General features: G+C 26.9%; 19 protein-coding genes. 9 read left to right on the forward strand and 10 right to left on the reverse strand.

Annotated elements, in window-relative coordinates:
* Nucleotides 1–5 precede the first annotated feature (5 nt).
* Genes ABLL_RS01005 through carA form a run of 4 tightly spaced genes read left to right on the forward strand, consistent with a single transcriptional unit; the run spans nt 6 to nt 3,780 of the window.
* Nucleotides 6–851 (forward strand): ATP phosphoribosyltransferase regulatory subunit, encoded by an 846-nt coding sequence (locus ABLL_RS01005; protein ID WP_014472915.1) that lies wholly within the window; start codon nt 6–8, stop codon nt 849–851.
* A gap of 2 nt (nt 852–853) precedes the next feature.
* Nucleotides 854–2,104 carry an adenylosuccinate synthase gene (locus tag ABLL_RS01010; RefSeq protein ID WP_014472916.1) on the forward strand — a complete coding sequence of 417 codons (1,251 nt, stop codon included), beginning with the start codon at nt 854–856 and terminating at the stop codon, nt 2,102–2,104.
* 5 nt (nt 2,105–2,109) lie between these two features.
* On the forward strand, nt 2,110–2,661 hold the full coding sequence (locus ABLL_RS01015; protein ID WP_014472917.1) for a DUF507 family protein: 552 nt from the start codon (nt 2,110–2,112) through the stop codon (nt 2,659–2,661).
* Nucleotides 2,662–3,780, forward strand: coding sequence for a glutamine-hydrolyzing carbamoyl-phosphate synthase small subunit (gene carA, locus ABLL_RS01020; RefSeq protein ID WP_014472918.1), 1,119 nt, complete (start codon nt 2,662–2,664; stop codon nt 3,778–3,780).
* A 58-nt stretch (nt 3,781–3,838) separates the two neighbouring features.
* On the opposite strand, the gene ABLL_RS01025 is transcribed toward carA, so the two are convergent.
* From ABLL_RS01025 to ABLL_RS01045, 5 genes are read right to left on the reverse strand one after another with little or no spacing between them, the layout of a single operon-like run.
* The gene (locus tag ABLL_RS01025) at nt 3,839–4,315 is read right to left on the reverse strand and encodes a phosphatidylglycerophosphatase A (RefSeq protein ID WP_014472919.1); all 477 of its coding nucleotides are present in this window, start codon (nt 4,313–4,315) and stop codon (nt 3,839–3,841) included.
* A 10-nt stretch (nt 4,316–4,325) separates the two neighbouring features.
* Complete coding sequence (locus ABLL_RS01030; protein ID WP_014472920.1) at nt 4,326–5,216, reverse strand: response regulator; 891 nt, start codon at nt 5,214–5,216, stop codon at nt 4,326–4,328.
* Nucleotides 5,213–6,337: a bifunctional 2-C-methyl-D-erythritol 4-phosphate cytidylyltransferase/2-C-methyl-D-erythritol 2,4-cyclodiphosphate synthase gene (locus tag ABLL_RS01035; protein ID WP_014472921.1), complete on the reverse strand. Its 1,125-nt coding sequence runs from the start codon at nt 6,335–6,337 to the stop codon at nt 5,213–5,215. Before ABLL_RS01035 ends, ABLL_RS01030 begins: the two co-directional genes overlap by 4 nt.
* Nucleotides 6,338–6,395: 58 nt before the next feature.
* Nucleotides 6,396–7,217 carry an HDOD domain-containing protein gene (locus ABLL_RS01040; RefSeq protein WP_014472922.1) on the reverse strand — a complete coding sequence of 274 codons (822 nt, stop codon included), beginning with the start codon at nt 7,215–7,217 and terminating at the stop codon, nt 6,396–6,398.
* A 16-nt stretch (nt 7,218–7,233) separates the two neighbouring features.
* Nucleotides 7,234–9,225, reverse strand: a complete 1,992-nt coding sequence (locus ABLL_RS01045) for a hypothetical protein (protein ID WP_014472923.1) — start codon at nt 9,223–9,225, stop codon at nt 7,234–7,236.
* Nucleotides 9,226–9,376: 151 nt separating this feature from the next.
* Between ABLL_RS01045 and thiC the strand changes: the two genes are divergently transcribed.
* Nucleotides 9,377–10,729 (forward strand): phosphomethylpyrimidine synthase ThiC, encoded by a 1,353-nt coding sequence (gene thiC, locus ABLL_RS01050; RefSeq protein WP_014472924.1) that lies wholly within the window; start codon nt 9,377–9,379, stop codon nt 10,727–10,729.
* Nucleotides 10,730–10,794: 65 nt separating this feature from the next.
* Nucleotides 10,795–11,976 (forward strand): Mrp/NBP35 family ATP-binding protein, encoded by a 1,182-nt coding sequence (locus ABLL_RS01055; protein ID WP_014472925.1) that lies wholly within the window; start codon nt 10,795–10,797, stop codon nt 11,974–11,976.
* A 30-nt stretch (nt 11,977–12,006) separates the two neighbouring features.
* Here ABLL_RS01055 and ABLL_RS01060 read toward each other — a convergent pair whose 3' ends face one another.
* The 5 genes from ABLL_RS01060 to ABLL_RS01080 all read right to left on the reverse strand — a co-directional run bounded on the left by ABLL_RS01060 (nt 12,007) and on the right by ABLL_RS01080 (nt 15,357).
* Nucleotides 12,007–12,264, reverse strand: coding sequence for a hypothetical protein (locus ABLL_RS01060; RefSeq protein WP_041654612.1), 258 nt, complete (start codon nt 12,262–12,264; stop codon nt 12,007–12,009).
* Between the two features lie 86 nt (nt 12,265–12,350).
* Nucleotides 12,351–13,034, reverse strand: a complete 684-nt coding sequence (gene hisIE, locus ABLL_RS01065; protein WP_014472927.1) for a bifunctional phosphoribosyl-AMP cyclohydrolase/phosphoribosyl-ATP diphosphatase HisIE — start codon at nt 13,032–13,034, stop codon at nt 12,351–12,353.
* A gap of 1 nt (nt 13,035) precedes the next feature.
* On the reverse strand, nt 13,036–13,221 hold the full coding sequence (locus ABLL_RS01070; RefSeq protein WP_014472928.1) for a hypothetical protein: 186 nt from the start codon (nt 13,219–13,221) through the stop codon (nt 13,036–13,038).
* Nucleotides 13,222–13,318: 97 nt separating this feature from the next.
* Nucleotides 13,319–14,392: an SPFH domain-containing protein gene (locus tag ABLL_RS01075; RefSeq protein ID WP_014472929.1), complete on the reverse strand. Its 1,074-nt coding sequence runs from the start codon at nt 14,390–14,392 to the stop codon at nt 13,319–13,321.
* Nucleotides 14,393–14,436: 44 nt separating this feature from the next.
* Nucleotides 14,437–15,357: a branched-chain amino acid transaminase gene (locus ABLL_RS01080; protein ID WP_014472930.1), complete on the reverse strand. Its 921-nt coding sequence runs from the start codon at nt 15,355–15,357 to the stop codon at nt 14,437–14,439.
* A 142-nt stretch (nt 15,358–15,499) separates the two neighbouring features.
* On the opposite strand from ABLL_RS01080, the gene ABLL_RS01085 reads away from it, so the two are divergent.
* The 3 genes from ABLL_RS01085 to ABLL_RS01095 all read left to right on the forward strand — a co-directional run bounded on the left by ABLL_RS01085 (nt 15,500) and on the right by ABLL_RS01095 (nt 17,403).
* The gene (locus ABLL_RS01085) at nt 15,500–16,102 is read left to right on the forward strand and encodes a hypothetical protein (RefSeq protein WP_014472931.1); all 603 of its coding nucleotides are present in this window, start codon (nt 15,500–15,502) and stop codon (nt 16,100–16,102) included.
* 63 nt (nt 16,103–16,165) lie between these two features.
* Nucleotides 16,166–16,741, forward strand: coding sequence for a GTP cyclohydrolase II (gene ribA / locus ABLL_RS01090; RefSeq protein ID WP_014472932.1), 576 nt, complete (start codon nt 16,166–16,168; stop codon nt 16,739–16,741).
* Between the two features lie 59 nt (nt 16,742–16,800).
* Entirely contained in the window at nt 16,801–17,403 is a 603-nt protein-coding gene (locus ABLL_RS01095; RefSeq protein ID WP_014472933.1) for a bifunctional 2-polyprenyl-6-hydroxyphenol methylase/3-demethylubiquinol 3-O-methyltransferase UbiG, read from the forward strand.
* Nucleotides 17,404–17,426: the final 23 nt, after the last annotated feature.

Below are 17,426 nucleotides of genomic sequence, written 5' to 3' on the forward strand. Positions count from 1 at the left end.
TAAGAATGATTTTTGAACACGAAATTCCAAAAGGGAGTCGATTATACTTTGGTTCAACGGCGAAAAAGAAGCGGGTATTAGAAAATAAAGTTTGTGAAATTTTAGATAGTGCAGGATTTGAAGAGATTTTAACACCAAATTTTTCTTATTCTCAACATCAAGCAATTGCAAATGAAAGAAAACTAATAAAATTTTCTGATGAACAAAATGAACAAGTATCTTTACGAGCTGATTCTACTTTAGATGTGGTAAGAATAATTACAAAAAGATTAGGAAGAACAACAGCTCACAAAAAATGGTTTTATGTTCAACCTATATTTACTTATCCATCAAAAGAAGAGTACCAAATTGGATGTGAGTGGATAGATCATGATAATATTTCTGATATTATGAATTTAACAGCAAATATTTTAAAAGCACTACAAATAGAACCGATTTTACAAATATCAAATATAAATATTCCAAAATTAATTGCTAGTGAATTAAATATTGATATAGATTTATTAAAAAATGGTGAAATAGCATCACTATTTAAATTAAATTGCGATTGGTTAAACAGATTAATTAAAGTAAAAGATATAAAAAGTTTGGAAAGTGTTATAGAAATGGTTCCAAATAGTATAAAAAAAGAGTTAGAAAAGTTAGTTCAAAAAGCGAAAGAAGTAGATTATTCTAATATAATCATTGCACCACTTTATTATGGAACTCTAAGATACTATAATGGGATTTACTATAGAGTGATACATGAAAATTTAACTTTATGCAAAGGTGGAATGTACTCAAGTGAAGGAATGAGTTCATTAGGTTTTGCACTATATACAGATAATTTATTAAAAATTTTAGAGGATTAAGAATGAGCGCAGATGTAATAGTTGGTATTCAATGGGGAGATGAGGGAAAAGGTAAAATAGTTGACATGTTAGCACAAAAGTATGACATGGTTTGCAGAAGCCAAGGTGGTCACAATGCTGGTCATACAATTTGGGTTGATGGTGTTAAGTATGCTTTACATTTAATTCCTTCAGGAGTATTAAATCCAAATGCAATAAATGTAATTGGAAATGGTGTAGTTTTATCACCTGAAAATATTATTGAAGAAATGAGTCAATTTAAAAATTTAGAAGGAAGATTATTTATCTCAGATAAAGCACATTTAAATCTACCATATCACGCTTTAATTGATCAAGCTAAAGAAAAATTAAGAGGTGCAAAAGCTATTGGAACAACTGGAAAAGGAATAGGTCCAGCGTATTCAGATAAAATCAATAGGGTAGGGCATAGAGTTGGAGAACTTTTAAATCCTACTAAATTAGCTAAATCTATTTTAGAATATTTCGAACAAAATAGAGCAATATTTGATGTATTAGAAATTGCAACTCCTAAAGAAAAAGAATTAATAGAAGAGTTGACTTCTTATAAAGAAAAAATAGCACCATTTATTACAAATACAACAAATATGGTTTGGAAAGCTTTAGATGAAGGTAAAAAAATATTACTAGAAGGTGCTCAAGGAACAATGTTAGACATTGACCATGGAACATATCCTTATGTTACATCATCTTCAACTGTTAGTGCTGGTTCTTGTGCAGGTCTTGGAGTAAATCCAAAAGATGTTGGAATAGTTACAGGAATAGTAAAAGCTTATTGTACAAGAGTTGGAAATGGACCTTTTCCAAGTGAAGACTTTGGTGATGAAGGTGAAACTATGGCTCAGGTTGGAAAAGAGTTTGGAACAACTACAGGAAGAAAAAGAAGATGTGGTTGGTTTGATGCAGTTGCAGTTAAATATGCTGCAAGATTAAATGGTTGTGATCAATTAGCTTTAATGAAACTTGATGTTTTAGATGGATTTGAAAAAATTAAAATTTGTGTAGGTTATGAATTGAATGGTGAAAAAATTGATTATGTTCCAACTTGTTTAGAAAATGTAAAAGCTATTTATGAAGAGATTGAAGGTTGGGAAAGTGTTGTTGGAATCAGAGATTTTGATCTACTTCCAATTAATGCAAAAAAATATATAGAAAAAATCGAAGAGGTTACTTCTGTTAAAGTTGGAATAGTTTCAACTTCTCCAGAAAGAGTTGATACAATTATAAGGGGGTAGAAAATATGAGGTTAAAATTACATCATACGCCGTATGTCTCGAGAAGAATAACAAGAGATTTAGCTAGTTGTGACTTTGTAGAAATAAGAAAAGACAAACAAAGTATAGAATCTGAAATTGAAAAAATACTTGATGAAGATATTGAAAAAGAGTTTTCTTTAGATGAAAAAGTGCAAGAAATTTTAGATGCACAAGAAGAAGAAATCGAGTATTTGAATGCAGATAGAAGACAACTTTTTTGGATGACAAAAAAAAGATTAGCAAATGATTATGGTGTTATTTTAAATAATGAAGATAGATTTTCAGATATTGCTCATAAAATATTAGATTATTTATGGGAAGAAGATTTTATTCATTATACTTGTTCAGATAATCAAATAAAAAACGTTATATTTGCTTCTTTAGATGATTTTATAAAAGGTTTTGAGAAAGCGGATAGTGAAGTAATAAATAAATTAAAGAATTATAAAAGAAAACTAATCCCCGGTACAGAAGATTATGATTTAGTTTATCATAGATTATATGAAGAAGAATTAGTAAAAAGAGGATTAATATAAATGCAAAAAGTATGGATATATTTAGAAAATGGAATTTTTTTAGAAGCAAAATCTTTTGGTGCAACGGGTACAGCTGTTGGAGAAATAGTTTTTAATACTTCATTAACTGGTTATCAAGAAATAATTTCTGATCCTTCTTATGCTGGTCAATTTATTACTTTTACAATGCCAGAAATTGGAAATGTAGGAGTAAATGATGATGATATGGAAAGTAAAGTTTGTCACTGTAAAGGTGTGTTAGTTAGAAATTATCATAATGATTATTCAAACTATAGAGCTCAAAATAACTTAGATTCTTTACTAAAAGAGCATGGTGTTTTAGGAATTTGTGATATTGACACAAGATATTTAACTAAAATGATTAGAGATGAAGGAGCTATGATGATGATAGCTTCAACAGAAATTTCTTCTAAAGATGAACTAGCGAAACAATTAAAAGCAAGTCCTAGAATAGAAGATATAAATTATATTGAATTAGTTTCTACAAAAGAATCATTTATTCATAAATCAGGAGCTTGGAATCATGCAATTAAAGCTTATGATAAAGCTGTAATGAGTGATAAAAAAGTTGTTGTTATCGATTTTGGTGTTAAAAGAAATATTTTAAATGAATTAGTTCAAGCAGGACTTGAAGTTGAAGTTGTACCTTCAAACTTTAAAGGTGAAGATTTAATTGCAAGATTTGAAGCAAAAGAGATAGGTGGAGTATTCTTATCAAATGGACCAGGAGATCCACTTACTCTTGTAAATGAGAAAAAAGAAGTTCAAAAACTTATAAATGCAAATATTCCTATGTTTGCTATTTGTTTAGGTCATCAAATGCTTTCTATTGCTCATGGATATGATACTTATAAACTAAAATTCGGTCAACACGGTGGTAACCATCCAGTTGCAAATAATGGTGTAGTTGAAATTACTGCCCAAAATCATAACTATAATGTTCCTGATAATATTGTTGAGATTGCTGATATTACACATATCAATTTATTTGATAATACAATTGAAGGTGTTAAATATAAAAATAAAGAGATTTTTTCAGTTCAACATCACCCAGAAGCAAGTCCCGGACCACATGAGTCAAAATATATCTTCAAACAATTTGCAGATATTGTAAAATAATTGAAATAAAAAAAAGGGGAAGTTTTTAAAACTTCCCCTTTTTTATTAGTTAAGTTTATCATAAAACAAACTCCTCAATCAACTGATAAACTCCAGCTGTAGCAATTCCAGCAGCAATTCCAGCAACAATATCATCACCCATTACACCTAGACCACCCTTTACATCTCTGTCGATTTTACCTATAATTGAAGGCTTCCAAATATCGAATAATCTAAAAAATATAAAAGCAAGTGGAGCCATATAAATTAAGTTTTCATTATTAATTCCACAGATTGATAAAGCTATCCACATTCCTGCAAGTTCATCAATCACAATTTCACTATTATCATGAATTCCTGATTCTTTTTCATATGCATCAATTTGTTTTATTGCAATAACAGTTATTAATAAAGATAATAAAAAAAGTGTAGAAACATGTAAAATTTGTAGTAAAAATAATCCTAAAATCAAAGAAACAAAAGAACCCACAGTTCCTGGAGCTTTAGGGCTTAATCCACTAAAACCTACTGTTAAAAAGAATCTTCTTAAATTCATATATTATCCTTTATTTTTTCTTTTCAATATCAAGTTTTTTTCTTTTTTCCCAAAGAGATTTTCTTGATATTCCTAATTTTTTTGATAATTCAGTGTCAGGATATTTATTTTGGTATGAAATAACCATCATTTTAACATAGTCATTAATAGTCATAATATTTGAATTACCTAATAAAATCTTTTCGTTATTAAACTCTATTTTTCTATGTGGAAATTCTTCTTCAGGCTCTAGTGTTGACACAATACAATTTTTATCTTCAATTAATTTATTGATTTGTTCTTTCATATTCTTTTTTAAAGTATGATAATCTGTTAAATAAATGATAGTTTTACCTTGAATAGCATTCATTTGTTTTTGCCAATTTGAAGAAGTTAAGGAAATAAAACAAATAGGTAAATCCATTTTTCTAGCTAATTCAAAAACAAGCTTATCCGCACATTTTTGAGAATTTGTTTCTATTAAAGTTGGAAATGATGGTGGAAGTAAAATTTCACTTGTATCAATATCTGACATTGTAAAATTAAAATAATCTCTTAAAGTTTGTAACTCTCTTCTAATACTTCTACACTCCTTATAATGATAAATTTTTCTTACTAATTCATCCATAATAAATGGTTTCATAATATAATCTTTAGCACCATCTTTAATAGGATTTGTTACTGTTTCATCAGAAATATAAGATACAAGAAGAAGAATTATAGAAGTTTCACTATATCGTTTGATTATATTTTTACATAAACTAGATGGAAGAGAAGTTGAAAGTAAAATAGTATCGTAATCTTTTGTTAGATTATCAATATTCGGTGATTCAATATAATCACAACTATGTCCATCATCAAGTAATCTTGAAACAACTTTTTGTGCTAGATAGATTTCATTTTCGATAATTAATATATTCATTTTTGTTTCCAATTATAATATTTCAATGTAGCAATACTTTGTACAGCAACTCCTTCAGCTCTACCAATAAATCCAAGCTTTTCCGCAGTTGTAGCTTTGATATTGATAAACTGTTTTTGAAGTCCTAAAAGTTTTACCATTGAATTTTTTATATCATTTTTAAAAGGATTGATTTTTGGTTTTTGTGCAATAATGGTTAAATCAATATTTACTATTTCATAACCAACATTATTGACAAAAGTTACAATCTCATCTAATAGAATTTTTGAATCTATTCCTTTATACTTTTCATCAGTATCAGGAAAAAATTCACCAATGTCTCCAGCTCCACATGCTCCTAATAATGCATCGATAACTGAATGTATTAAAACATCACCATCACTATGTGCTTTAAAACCATAATCATAAGGAAGTTTAATTCCACCAAGATACATATCTTTATTTTCTTCAAAAGCATGAATATCAAAACCAGTACCAGTAAAAAAATTATTTGATGGTTCTTTTAGACATGGTAAATCATCTAATTCATCACCTAAAGTTAATTTTTTACTATCAATACTTCCTTGAACATATTTTATTGTTCCATTTATATTTTTAATTGCAGAACTTTCATCAGTAAATTCTATTTTTGTATTTAGTGCAGATTTTAATATTTGTGTATTTGAAAGTTGAGGAGTTTGAATTAATTTTACATTATCTCTGTTAATTGTATCATTTTCATAAATTACAGTATCTGTAACATTTAGAATGGGAACTATACAATTGGCATTTTCTTTTTCAATTAAAAGAGTTTCTATCACATATTTGGGAATGCAAGCTCTTGCTACATCACTTATCATTACATATTTTGTTGTTACAAATTTTAGACAGTTTAGTATTGATTGTTGTCTTGTTGCTCCACCTTTGACAAAAGTAAATTCATTAGTGAAGTTTTTCATATAATCTAATTCAGTTTCATGAGAAGCAATGATAATTTTATTAAATTGTGAAAAAGAAGCTAATCTTTTTGTCACATGTAACCATAAAGGTTCATTACCTATTCTAATCCACTGCTTTTTAGTTTTGTGTTCAAATCTCGAAGAATTGCCTGCACATAGAACTATAAGTGTAACATCTAACAACAAAAACCCCTTTGTGTAAAAAAGTTACAAATTATAATATATACTAACTTAGCATAAGTTAAGAATTTTGACCAATAACCTCTTTTATAACATCAATTGAGTTAATAAAATGCTCAACATCAAAGTCGTAAAGTACAACTTTTTCTAAAGCTTTTTCAATATTTTTATCACTTAATGGGTATCTTACATCACACAAGATTTTAACAATTTGCAAAATTTGAGCTTTTTTCTTAAAAGATTCTGGACAATTTTCTATATCTTCTGTAAATGCTATAGGAAAAATTATGTTGTGACTTAAATTCCAATGTTTAAAAATATTTGCAGTAATTCTTGCACAGGTAAAACCTGTAAATTTTTCTTCGCACAAACTTGTATCTTTAGTTTCTTCTAACTCTTTTAAAAATTCTTCAGTCTTTTTTTCATTTTGAATTACTTGTGAAATTACGAATTTACCAACTTCTTGAAGAAAAGCAGGAAGTAATAGTTCATTTTTTAGGTCAAAATTTATAGTAGAAACCCAAGTATTAACGATATTACTAGCAAGTGAACTTGAAAAAATAAAATCATCATTAGTTACAGCATAAGCTAGTAGATTTGATTTGATAGTGTTGCTAATTGAAGAACCAATAGCAATTGAAATAGCAAATTTTATACCTAAAAGGTTTATTGCACGACTTAAAGTATCAACTTTACTTCTAAAACCAAACATACTTGAATTTGCAATTTTTAAAATATTTGCGACAATTAATGGGTCTTTATTTAATATTTCTACTAATTTATTTGTATCTGTACTATCTAATTTTCTAAAATTATCAAGTTCTATGATATTGTTTGGAAGAGGAGGCAAAGATGTAATTTCTTTAATTAATTTCTTTCTCATAAATATCCTAAATTTTTTAATAAGTTAATTCAAAATCATCGTCACTAAGATAAAATTTTATATCTTTTTGATCAAAGCTTTTAAAAATAATACTAAATTCATCTTTTATAAATTTTGTATATCGTTCTAAAATTAGATTAAAAATCTTTTCATTTATTTTTGAATAAAGTAATTTAATCAAGTATTTATGATTTATTTTAATAACATATTTTTCAAATTCATAATCAAAAGTATCAATTTGTTCTACTTCTGAAATAAAAATTTTACATAAACCATAAAAAATTTTTGTTGTTAGAAAGTCGACTAAAATATTTATAGTTTCATTTATACTCAAAGAATTAATCTCTATTCTTTTTTTGATAATTTCTATTTCTTGATATAATTCAAAATCTTTTAGTATAAAAAAATCGTCTAAAAAATTTTCTCTTACATAATCTTTTGTAAATTGAAGGTTTTCTAATATTTTTGCATTTATTTTTTCATAATTTATTTCTAAAATATCAAAATCATTTAATAAAATAAATAAAGCATATAATTTTTTTGCTTCTTCTATTTTTTCTTCATGTGTAGAATAAATAAGTGAAATATTAAGAAAAATTTTTGAACAAATAGAAATAAGATGAAAATCAAAAGTATTTTGAAGAATATATTTAGAAATTTTTTCTAATATTTCATTTAGTTCATTATCAAATTTAGAATTTTTGAATTTTGTTATAAATAAATCAAATATTGCTAATTTAAAAAATTCATGATAATCGTTTTTTATTACTTTTGAATTTACTAAAATTTGGGTGATATGACTATATTTAAAATCTTCAATATCCGATATGAAAAATAAAATTCTATAAATAGTTTCTAAATTTCTATTATCAAAATCTTTATCGGAAAGAATAAAATCTTCAATAACCCAATGATAATCCAATTTTTTGTCAAAATTTAAATTTGAATAATAATTGTACAACAAAGAACTAAGTAATGTTTTTTCAAATTCTTCAATATTTTTTGCAATTTTAATTTCATTTTCTATAGAAAACTTTTTATAATAAACTTTCAAGATTTTTTGAAAATAAGGATTATCAAAAAATCTTGGAGAGTTAGGTATATTTCTTAATTTTTTTAATAATTTAAGTAATAAAATTGAGGAATAATTTTTGAAAATCAAAAACTCTGCATCTTCTGAAATATCATTTTCATAGCCGAAATTGTTGTTTTTTGATAACATAAAACCATCTTCTTGTTTTTCAAGACATAGAAGGTATTTTTCAAAACTTTTACTTAAATCATCTTCTTCCACAGGTATTTCATCTAAATGAGAAAAATAATATAAATATTTTCCTTGAATATTATTTATTTTACTTAATTCTCTATCATTTAAAGAAATAGTAAATTTTATAATATTTATTGTTTCTGTCATTAAATCGATGATTTGATTAACGCTTTTTTTTCTAATTAAATCAATAGAATTAATAGTACATAATTGAATTAATGTTTTTAATAAAATTATATAAGAATCAAAAGTTAACGAAAATAAAACTTTATTTTCTAAAAATAGTGTTCTTAAATGTTCTTCATAAAATCTAAAAACTTTTGAAATAGCTTCTAAATCATAATTATAATAAGAATTTAGAATATTATCATCTGAACCAATAGTTGAAATGTATGCAAGTACATTTATATCTTTAATAAAATGAATATTGTCAACTTTTGTAAGATTTTTTAACTTTTTTTCTAAAAAAATATTTATTTGCTCTTTTAAAAAAATATTATTCAAAAAAATATTTTTCAAATCATTTGGTAAACTTTTTTTATTTTTATGTAATTCTAAAATAAAATTTATCAGATATAAATAACTTTTTTCAGTTGAAGCAATTAATTGATTTTCATTTTCTAAAATATTGTATTTTTCGATAACTAATTCAATTTCATTAATATACTTTTGTTGCTCTAACTCTTTTTGAGTATACAACGAAAAATTAGGAGAGTTATCTAATTGTTTATCATCTAACAAAATAACCTCCTAATATATATTTCTTAATTATTATATAGAAAAGAAACTTATATGAATAATAATTTCAAAATATCTAAAGCACTTAAGCTTATATAAATATATTTGGCTATAATCTAGCTACAAATATAAATAAATACTATAGGATTTTAAAATGAGAAATTGGTTAGACAATCATAAAAATGACAAAATTAGAACTCAAATGTATTATGCAAAAAAAGGAATTATTACTCCAGATATGGAATATGTAGCAAAAATCGAAAAGCTAGAACCAGAACTTGTAAGAAGTGAAATAGCTAGAGGAAGATTAATAATTCCTGCAAATGTAAATCATAAACATTTAGTTCCAATGTCAATTGGTATTGCATCTTCATGCAAAATCAATGCAAATATCGGTTCATCTGCACTAGCATCTAATGTTGAAGGTGAAATAGAAAAAGTTGACGTATGTTTAAAATATGGTGCAGATACAATTATGGATCTAAGTACAGGTGGTGATTTAGACATGATAAGAACTGCTGTTATTCAGCACTCAACAGTGCCAATTGGAACAGTACCAATTTATCAAATTTTACACGATTGTAAGGATAAAATAGAAGATTTATCTATTGATGTAATGTTAAAAGTTTTAGAAAAACAAGCTCAACAAGGTGTTTCTTACTTTACAATTCACGCTGGATTCTTACTTGAATTTATGCCTCATGTTGCAAAAAGAAAAATGGGAATAGTTTCAAGAGGTGGTTCTTTAATGGCTGCTTGGATGATGCATTATCATAAAGAAAATCCTTTTTATGAAGCATTTGATGATATTTTAGAAATTTGTAGAAAATATGATGTTTCTTTATCTTTAGGAGATTCATTAAGACCTGGATGTTTAGCTGATGCTTCAGATGAAGCACAATTAAGAGAGTTAAAAGTTCTTGGTGAATTAACTTTAAGAGCTTGGGAAAAAGATGTTCAAGTTATGATTGAAGGTCCTGGTCACGTTCCTTTAAATCAAATTGAAAGAAATATGAAATTAGAAAAAGAGTATTGTCATGAAGCACCGTTTTATATATTAGGACCACTTACAACTGATATTGCTGCTGGATATGATCATATTTCATCTGCTATTGGTGCTGCTGTTGGTGGATGGCATGGTGCATCTATGTTATGTTATGTAACTCCAAAAGAACACTTAGGTTTACCAAATGCAGAAGATGTTAGAAACGGAATTATTGCATATAAAATTGCTGCTCACTCAGCTGATATTGCAAGAGGTAGAAAAGGTGCAAGAGATATTGATGATGAAATGTCAGATGCAAGATATGGATTTGATTGGAATAAACAGTTTGAATTGTGCTTAGATCCAGAGCGAGCAAAAGAGTATCATGATGAAACTTTACCTCAGGATGTATTTAAAGAAGCAGAATTTTGCTCAATGTGTGGACCAAAATTTTGCTCATATAAAATTACACAAAAGATTGTAAAAGAACATGGTCAAGCAATGATTGATATTGCAGGATAATTAAGATAAAAATTATCCTATTTAAAATATAATGTCAGACTTTTAAATATTATAAGGAATATTATATGACTAATGTAGAAATTATTAAAAAAGAATTAGAAAATATTAAATATCCAGGCTTTGCAAAATCAATTGTAGAGTTTGGATTTGTGAAAGAAGTACAGTTAGATGGTAATAATTGTTTTATCAATTTAGATATTACTTCAACAGCACCAGAAGTTGAAGCTCAATTAAGAAAAGAAATTACAGCACTTAAGTCATTAAGTGGAATAAATGTAACGCTTAATTTTAATAAACCAAAAGAACAAGTTCAACAAAGCAATAGTGTAAGTGGTAAAAATATTGCTCCTCAAATTAAAAAAGTTGTTATGGTTAGTTCTGGAAAAGGTGGAGTTGGAAAATCAACTACAACAGTAAATCTTGCAATTGCAACAGCAATGCAAGGTAAAAGAGTTGGTATTTTAGATGCTGATATTTATGGACCAAATATTCCTAGAATGATGGGATTAAATGGAAAAGAAGTAGAAATAGTTGGAGATAAAGCGAAACCATTAAATGCATATGGAGTTGACGTAATGTCAATGGGAATATTAATGGAAGAAGGACAAGCTCTTATTTGGAGAGGTGCTATGATTATGAAAGCTATCCAACAACTTTTAAGAGATATTTTATGGGAAGAATTAGATATTTTATTTATTGATATGCCTCCAGGAACTGGTGATGCTCAATTAACTTTAGCTCAAAGTGTTCCTGTTAGTGCAGGAATCAATGTAACAACACCACAACATGTAGCTCTTGATGATTCAAGAAGAAGTTTAGATATGTTCAAAAAACTTCATATACCAGTTGCTGGAATTGTTGAAAATATGAGTGGATTTATTTGTCCTTCATGTAAAACTGAGTCTGATATTTTTGGAATGGGAACTTGTGAAGAGTTAGCAAAACAATATAATACACAAGTATTAGGAAATCTTCCAATTGAGCCTGCTATTAGAGAAGGTGGAGATAGTGGTAAGCCAATAGTCTATTTTAATCCAGAATCAATCTCAGCAAAAAGATATATGATTGCAGCTGATAAATTAATTTCATTTTTAAATTCACAAGATGAAGTTTCTAATGCAGCAATCCAGCCAATAATGCCTGCTGGTGTAAGTGCTTGTTCTCCTGAAGGACAAAAAATAAAAGAAGAACATGAAAAAGCTCAAAAATCAAGTGGTAGTTGTGGTACAGGATGTGGTTGTCATTAATTAAATAAAAAAAGAGTTATAACTCTTTTTTTATCCACATTTATAATATTCTTCGAATAGCTCTTCAACTTTTTCTGTTACAAGCTTTTCATGCCAATTATGTCTTTTGGCAAATAGTTTTATTTCAAAATCTCTTTGTTCTTTAGAACAGAAAAAATATAGTTTTTTTACAAATGGTTTAGGTATTGAAATTACTATTTTTTGGAAAAAGCTCTCTTTACATTCAGCTGAACAAAAAACCTTCGAGATAGGTATTTTTTTAGAGCAGTATTGACAACAATTTGTCATAATAACTCCTTTAATATTTTTTAAAATTTACATTATAACAAGGCATAATTAAACGCAACTTAGTTGCATTTAATTATGCAAAAAAATTATGATTCTTTTCTTGAATTTTTCTCTTCAATTCCAGACATATCAAATCTTCTTGCTAGCTCTTGTTTTACTCTATCGGGACTAATATTTTTACTTGCAAGTGCTACTAATACATGGTAAGCAATATCGGCTGCTTCGTAAATGATTTCTTCTTCATTATTATCTTTTATTGCAAAAGTAAATTCTCCTGCTTCTTCAACAACTTTTTTAAGCATAGAATTTTGTTTACCTTGTAAAAGTTTTGCAGTATATGATTTTGTAGAATTTTCATTTTTTCTTTCACAAATTGTATGATACAAAGTATCAATTACACCATATGCAGCAGTAGTATTAACTTCAACATTACTAATTATTTCATTTGTTTTTAAATTTGTATAAAAACATGATTTTCTTCCTGTATGACAGGCAACACCTTCTTGATTTACTTTTAGTAATAAAGTATCATTATCGCAGTCAACTAAAATTTCAACAATTTCTTGAAGATGATTTGAACTTTCACCTTTTTTCCAGATTCGTTGACGGCTTCTACTAAAGTAGTGTGCATAATTAGTTTTTATTGTTAATTCAAGAGCTTCTTTATTCATATAAGCTAACATTAAAACTTCGTTTGTATTAGCATCTTGAGTAATTACAGGAATTAGATTGTCCATTTTTCCCCAATCTATTTTATCCAATTGTTCCATTTTAATTTCCTTTAAAATTTCGTGCCAACATCAATTCTTTATTTATATCAATATTAATTCTAAAATCATAGTTAGATTTAATATCATTATTTTTTTTCTCTTTGTATTTATTTATCTCTTTATATTTTAAATTTTCATCATATTTTACTTCGGGTTTAATCTTTAAAATAGATTTGATTTCCTTCACATAAATCGAAGGAATTAAGAGAAAATGGAGAGTAAAAATAAGTTTTAAATATTTTTTTTCCATGATGTTAAAGAAGCAGTAATAACTGCTTCTTTAATTATTGATTTACTGATGTATCTCTTATTTTATCTTTTGAGTCAATCCAAATATTTGGAGTTGATCCACCTGGTGTTAAGAAAATTTTAGCATCTTTGTTTTCTCTAAGTGCTTCATTAAATTTTCCTTGAACTTCTATTTGTTGCATTTGTAATAAATTTTGTGTTAAAGATAATGCAATTTCTTTGTTTGCTGCTGCTTGAGCTTTTGCTTCAATAGTTACAGCATCTGCTCTACCTTGCGCTTCAATTCTTTTTGCTTCAGCTTCTCCATTTGCAAGAGCTGCTCTTTTTTCAGCTTCTTGTTTTGCTCTTAAAACTTCGTATCTAACTCTTTCAGATTCTTGATTTGCAATTTGAACTCTTTCGATTTGTTCTTTTATTTTTGCTGGAAGTACAATCTCTCTTAATTGAACTGATTCAATTGAAACTGGTTTCCCTTCAAGTGATTCAATTTGTGATCTAATACCATTTTCAATCATAGTAGCAATTTCATTTCTTTTTGTTGGTAACTCTTCTGCATTAAATCCACCAACAACATTTCTCACAATATTTCTTACTACTGGATTTACAATTTTATCTTCCCATGCTGATCCCCAAGTTGCAATAGTTGCAGGAGCTCCAGGTGCAGTCAATCTATATTGAACAGTAAGTTCAATAGAAACAGGTAAACCTCTTGCATCTAAAATATTAATTGCAGGATTACTTCTAATACTTTGGTCAAAACCTGTACTAGTTTCAATAGTAGCAAAATTCATAAGTCTAACTTTTGTATCAACTACTGTAACTTTTTGGTATCCAGGAAGAATAAAGTGAAAACCTGGATTTAATGGTTGATCATCATATTTACCTAATGTTTGTTTGATTCCTACATTACCTGATTCGATAGTCATAAATGGTTTAAATAAAAATAAAGCTCCAATAATAATTATTACTAAATAGAGCATTCCAGCTTTTTTCCCAAAATTTTTGAAAAATTCTGGTGTTTCAAATGGTGGTTGATAATTTCCCCCTCCATTTGAACCTCCAGAATTATTTTGTTGTCTGTTTTTAAAATAGTCGTTGTCTATTGGCATATTTTTCCTTATATTAAGTATTTAATGGGTTATATTAATTAAGTTTAGTTAACGTATGTTAAATACTTTAAATATTTTTCATTTTTCCCAGCTACCACATCAAAGTAAGCAGATTGAATTTTTTCAGTAATTGGTCCTCTTGAGCCACAACCTATAATTCTTGCATCTACATCTCTAATTGGTGTAATTTCAGCAGCAGTTCCTGTAAAGAAAGCTTCATCTGCAATATAAACTTCTTCTCTACTGATTCTTCTTCTTACAACTTCAATTCCCATATCAGCAGCTAATTCAATAACTGTTGCTTGAGTGATTGATTCAAGTGAATTATCATTTGGAGGAGTAATTAGTTTTCCATCTCTAACGATAAAAAAGCAAGCACCAGAAGCCTCTGCAATATAACCTTGGTCATCTCTTAATAATGCTTCATCATATCCAGCTTCAACTGCTTCATATTTTGCCATTTGAGAATTTAAATAATTTGCAACTGCTTTTGCTTTACCCATTCCTGAAGTATTTGGAGTTCTTGTAAAAGATGAAATTTTAACTCTTACACCTTTTTTTAAACCTTCTTCTCCTAAATAAGCTCCCCATTCCCAAGCTGCAACACTTACTTTTACGGGAGCTTCTTTATGATAAAGTCCCATTACACCGTAACCTAAATATACTAAAGGTCGAATATAAGCACCTTCAAATAATTCATTCTTTTGTAATAATTCAATTTGTGCTTTATTTAATTCTTCTAAAGAAAAAGGTACATGCATAAGTGTCATTTTTGAAGAATTTAGTAATCTTTGTGTATGTTCATTAAGTTTAAAAATAGCGCATCTTCCATCCACAGTTTTATATGCTTTTGTACCTTCAATAGCACCATTACCATAATGAAGTGTATGACTTAAAACATGTACATTTGCTTCATGCCAATTTACAAAATCTCCATCCATCCATATATATTTTGCTTCAGTCATTTCCTAAAATCCTAATGGTTAAATTTTTTGATTATATTTTATCTAAGATAATTAAAATTAACTCTTAAATGACTTTTTACTCAGAAATTTAAGAGTATTAAATGTACTATTAAAAAAATAAAATAAATAAGGTATAAAAATTATGATTAAAAATATTTTAACTATATTTCTTTTGTTAATTCTTTTTACTGCTTGTTCAACAAATCAATTAAGTTTAAATATAGAAAAAAAAATTGAAAGAGAAAAAGTCTCAGTTGAACTTTTAAATGAGATAAGTTTTATCCTTGTATTATTAAAACAAAATAATTTAGAAGTAATTAACAGTAAATTAATAAATCCCAAATTTGGTGTGTATAAAGTCTATAAAGATGATAATACTAATAAAATAACTTTTACACATTCTTTACAAATAGATGAAATTAGTAATGAAGTTGATTCTTTTGAAATAAAACAAGAGGTGGTTACTTTCAATTGTAGTCCTGACAATGATGCATTTTATGGTTGGAGTAAAGAAGGCACTTTTTTAACACCATATATTAAACCTTATTTATCAAAAATAATGAATGAAGAAAATAAAATAAACATAAATAAATATAAAGAAGATGAGTTAAAAAGAGTTGAATTAATAGAAAAAACAAGTTATGAACTTATAGTAACTTATAATAAAATATTTTATTTAACAAAGATAGATAATAATTGGTATATTACACTAATTGATGAAGTAAAAAGTAACTGCAGTAAATAAATGCAACTAAGTTGCAAATAAGAATTCTCTGTTATAATTAAAACTAAAAAAAGAGAATAAAATATGAATACAATACAATCAAATATAGCAAATTTACCTACAAGATATGGAAAATTCAAAATAAAAGCTTATAAACAAGGAACTCAAGAACATTTAGCAATTATGAGTCAAGATTTTGAGACACTTGAATCACCTTATGTAAGGATTCACTCAGAATGTTTAACCGGAGATACTTTAGGAAGTTTAAAGTGTGATTGCCAAAATCAACTTGATTTATCACTAAAATTTATAGCTCAAAATGGTGGATTAGTGATTTATCACAGACAAGAAGGAAGAAATATAGGTTTGGTTAATAAAGTAAATGCTTATGCGCTTCAAGACCAAGGAAGAAATACAATAGAAGCAAATTTAGAATTAGGCTTCAAAGAAGATGAAAGAGATTACTCTATTGTAGGACATATCTTTAGAGATTTAGATATAAAAAAATTAAAGTTAATTACAAATAATCCTGAAAAAATGCAGTATGTCGATAGTTTAGGTGTAGAAATAATAGAAAGAATTCCTGCAATTACTAAATCAAACAAATATAATGAAGGTTATTTATCTACCAAAAAAAATAAAATGGGACATTTACTATAATTTTAATTTAATATAAAAAATAGTAAAAAACTCTTATTTAAAAAATAAAGGTAATAAAAATGAGTCAAAAAGAGTTTTGGAATAGTAAATTTTTAACTGAAGAATTTTTTTATGGACTACATCCAAATGAATTTTTAGCTTCACATTTAGAAACTTTTAAAGAACATAAAAAAATGTTATGTTTAGGTGAAGGTGAAGGAAGAAATGCAATCTTTTTTGCAAAAAAAGGATTTGAAATTACTGCGATAGATGCTTCTGATATAGGTTTATCTAAGTTAGCTAAAAGAGCAGAAGAAGAAGAAAAATTAAATATAAAAACAGTATGTTTAGATTTAAACCACTGGGAAGTAACTGAAAAATATGATGTGATTATGGCTTCGTATTTACATATGTACAAAAATGAAAGAGAGATCTTATTTAAAAAAATTGAAGATTCTTTAAATAAAAATGGTTACTTTGTAGGAGAGTTTTTTTCTACAAAACAGCTTACATATAATAGTGGTGGACCTAAAGATTTAGATTTATTGTATACCGTTGAAGATTTTTTAAATCATTTTGATTCTTGTAAAAAAGAGGTTGTTGAAGAACTTATTGTTTTAGATGAAGGAAAAGGTCATCAAGGCGAGGCTTGCGTTATAAGAGTTGTTATTCAAAAAATTTGATTTAACAACTTTTAACCACTCTT

This window comes from Arcobacter sp. L (assembly GCF_000284235.1).
Classification (GTDB): Bacteria; Campylobacterota; Campylobacteria; order Campylobacterales; family Arcobacteraceae; genus Aliarcobacter; species Aliarcobacter defluvii.